At 69.7% G+C, this 3,568-nt stretch carries 3 protein-coding genes; 1 reads left to right on the top strand and 2 read right to left on the bottom strand.

The window, feature by feature from the left end; genetic code table 11:
• Window positions 1-169: 169 nt before the first annotated feature.
• Window positions 170-736: a DoxX family protein gene (locus ACWGR4_RS48145; protein WP_380011641.1), complete on the bottom strand. Its 567-nt coding sequence runs from the start codon at window positions 734-736 to the stop codon at window positions 170-172.
• A gap of 189 nt (window positions 737-925) precedes the next feature.
• On the opposite strand from ACWGR4_RS48145, the gene ACWGR4_RS48140 reads away from it, so the two are divergent.
• Complete coding sequence (locus ACWGR4_RS48140) at window positions 926-1,393, top strand: MarR family winged helix-turn-helix transcriptional regulator (protein WP_126638644.1); 468 nt, start codon at window positions 926-928, stop codon at window positions 1,391-1,393.
• A 101-nt stretch (window positions 1,394-1,494) separates the two neighbouring features.
• Here the strand turns inward: ACWGR4_RS48140 and ACWGR4_RS48135 are convergent.
• Window positions 1,495-3,568, bottom strand: a 2,074-nt coding sequence (locus tag ACWGR4_RS48135; protein WP_452134104.1) for a M28 family peptidase, incomplete at its 5' end; no start/stop codon positions are given.

Genomic DNA, 3,568 nt, shown 5'->3' with positions numbered 1-3,568 from the left:
CCGGTGGGGTTTTGTTTTGTCCCGTACTAAACCCCCGGGGCATATTTAAAATTTCCGAACGGCGGGGGGCCGGCCCCTACCGGGGGTGCCCCTACTGGGGCCGCCCCGGGGGCCCGGGGCCCCGGGGGGGCGGCCGCAGGTGATTCGGGGCGTGCTCGTGTGCTCGTGCTCAGTCGCGCAACATCAGGATGACGCCGGCGGTGATTGCGCCGACCGCGACGGCGGCTATGCCGTAGGCCACGCGGTGGCTGCGCAGGACCGGCAGGAAGCGGTCCACGGCCAGCCGGCCCGGGCCGGTCAGTGCGAGAGCGGCGGCGGCCGCGGTGAGCAGCAGTTCGTACTCGACGCCCTTCGGCGCGAAGAAGCCGCCGTCCCACTTGACCGCGATGGCGTTGATCATGGTGCCCACGATCCCGGCGGCGGCCAGGGGGGTGCACAGGCCGATGACGAGGGCGAGGCCGCCGAAGGTCTCGGTGAGGCCGGCCACGGTGGCCATCGCCTTGCCGGACGGGTAGCCGCTCATGGTGAAGAACTGGCCGGTGCCGTCCAGGCCGGAGCCGTCGAACCAGCCGAAGAGTTTCTGTGTGCCGTGTGCGGCCATGGTCAGGCCGACCACGACGCGCAGCAGGGCCAGGCCGAGGTCGTAGCCGTGCAGCGACCCGGCGGGCGCGCCGGCCGGCGCGGTGCGGGTCGCCTGATCGGGGTCGCGGTGGGTCGTCTCGGCGGGGGAGTACATGCGGGTGCTCCTGTCGATGGCGAGGTCGCCGGCGCGATCTTGCGGCGTGCGGACATGCGGCGGCGCCGCACGCGGTGTCACCACGTGTGGCGGTGCGCGCCGCGAGGTTGCGGTTGGCCAGTTCAAATTTGAACTACTTCGACGCTACAGGCCGACCCCGGCTTCGACAAGCTGGGTAGGGTTTGCCGCATGAGCGAACCGCGTTGGCTGGACGACCTGGAGATGGCCGCGTGGACGAGCTTCGTCGAGGCCGGCCACCGGGTGGACCGGGCTCTGGAGCGCCAGCTCAAGGACGAGGCGGGGTTGTCCCACCCGCAGTACGAGATCCTGGTACACCTCGCGGACGCGCCCGACGGCGAATTGCGGATGGCCGAGCTGGCCGACCGGTTGATCACCTCGAAGAGCGGGATCACCTACCAGGTCGCCCAGTTGGAGAAGCTGGGCCTGGTTCGCCGGCGCGCGTGCCCGGAACAGGCGCGCGGGGTCTACGCGGTGCTGACCGACGAGGGGTCCGCGCGGTTGCGCGGCGCCGCGCCCGCGCATGTGGCACGGGTGCGCGAGGTCCTGATCGACGTCCTGGATCGTGAGCAACTGGCGGTACTGGCCGAGGCGTTGGGCGTGGTCGGCCGCCGGCTGCGGGCACACGACCGGGCCTGAGGCGCGGCCGGTGCGCGGGCCCGGACACGAGTGCGCCCCGCCCCCGGCGCGCTGTCGGGGGCGGGGCGGTCACTCGTGGTGCGGTGCCTTTCGGGACGGGGTCAGGAGATCGAGACGTCGTCCACGTAGAACGTGGTCGTCGCGGACTCGTCCTCGGAACCGGAGAACTGGAGGCTGACCGTCTGGCCCGCGTAGGCGCTCAGGTCCACGGTCTTCTGCACATAGGTGCCGGTCGCGTTGGCGTTGGAGTAGGTGGCCAGCGTGGTGCCGTTGATCTGGACGCCGAGGGTGTCGTAGACGGTGCTCCCGACCTCCTCGGTGGTGATCTTGACCCACACGCGCAGCGTGGCGTTGGCCGGGATGGTGATGTTCCCCTGGCTCAGGGTCTCGGTGGCGGTGCTGCCGTAACCCATCATCCAGGCGTACCAGCCACCGCTGTGCGGGGTGGCCTGCGTGCTGTTGGTGATGTCGTTGGCGCTCTGCGTCCAGTTGGCGGTGCCCTGCTCGAAGCCGCCGTTCTGCAGCGAGTTGCCCGGGTTGACGGTGCCGACGGTCAGCGTGTAGGTCGTCGCGTGCTGCACGGTGCCGGTACCGGTGATGGTGATCGGGTACGTACCCGTCGCGACGTTGGCCCCCACCTGGAAGGTCACCGTCGAGGACGCGCCGGACTGGACCGACGTCGGGTTGAAGGTCACGTCCACGCCGCTCGGCGCGCCCGAGGCGGTCAGGTTCACCGTCTGCGGGTTGCCGCTGGTGGTCTGGGTGTTGACGGTCGCGGTGGTGTTGCCGCCCGGCTGGGTGCTGCCCGAGCTCGGGCTGACACCGACCGAGAAGTCGTTGCCGGGGTTGCTGCCGCCGACCGCGGTCTTCCAGATGGTGTAGGCGACGCCGTCCGCGCTGCGGTCCAGAACCGTCGCGTTGATGTTGGAGGAAGTGTCACACGCGGAGTGGTAGCAGGAGTCGTAGGACTGGTTCGCCTGTCCGCCCCACTTCTGCGCCTGTGCGGAGGTCTTGACCGCGTCGGCACCGGCCGCGTAGCCGGAGGTGGGGATACCGCCCTGCTGGAAGGAGTAGTCGTCGGAGCGTCCCTGGCCCTCGACGTTCTCCTCGGGACGCAGGTTCAGCGAGTCCCAGTAGGCCTTCATCGGGGCGGCGGTGGCGGAGTTGATGTTGTTGATGAAGTAGCCGCCGTTGGGCGAGCCGACCATGTCGAAGTTGTAGTAGCCCTTGATCGCGGTGCGCTGTGTCGAGCTCAATTGGCTGACGTAGAACTGCGAGCCCTGGAGGCCCTGTTCCTCGCCGGCCCACCAGCCGAACCGCACATGCTTGGTCAGGTTCGGGTTGGCCTGCGCGAGGACGAGCGCGTTCTCCAGGAGGGTGGCGGAGCCGGAGCCGTTGTCGTTGATGCCGGGGCCGGCCTGGACGCTGTCCAGGTGGGCGCCGAACATGACGACCTGGTCGGCGGGGCCGCCGGGCCAGTCGGCGATCAGGTTGTTGGAGCGGTAGGTGCAGGAGGTGCAGGTCTGCTCGGTGACCTGGTAGCCGGCCGCCTGGAGCTTACCCTTCACATAGGCCAGCGACGCGGTGTAACCGGCGCTGCCCGCGCGGCGGTTGCCGCCGTTCTGGGTCGCGATGGTGTTCAGCTGGGACAGGTGCGCCTGCACGTTCGCGACGCTGACGTCGGGTATCGGTGAGGACGTGCCGCTGACCGTCAGCGTGTACTGCGCGGTGTGCGTTGCGCCGGTACCTGTGCCGGTCACCGTGATCGTGGACGTGCCCGCCGTGGCGGTCGAACTCGCCGACAGGGTCAGCGTGGAGTTGGCGCCGGACTGCACACTGGCCGGGTTGAACTGGGCGGTTACACCGTTCGGCAGACCGGAGGCGGTCAGGTTGACCGTCTGCGCCTGGCCGCTGGTGATGGTCGTGGCCACCGTGGAGCCGACGGACGCGCCCGGGGCCACCGTGCCGGCGGTCGGGTTGAGGGTGATCGAGAAGTCGTTCTGACCCGGGCCGGGGGTGCAGGTCGGGTCACCGGTCTGCGCGGGCACGCTGATCGCGTCCCAGGCGGCCTTGGTCTTGGTGAACAGCGCGCAGGTCGGGTCGAGCGTCTTGGCCGAGCTGAGCGTGGCCGTGCGGTACTTCTTGTAGGTCATGCCGCTGGTCTTGAGCAGCATG

It is taken from the genome of Embleya sp. NPDC055664 (assembly GCF_053618075.1).
The sequence above is the reverse complement of the archived record's forward strand: the minus strand, read 5'-3'. Positions and strand labels throughout refer to the sequence as shown.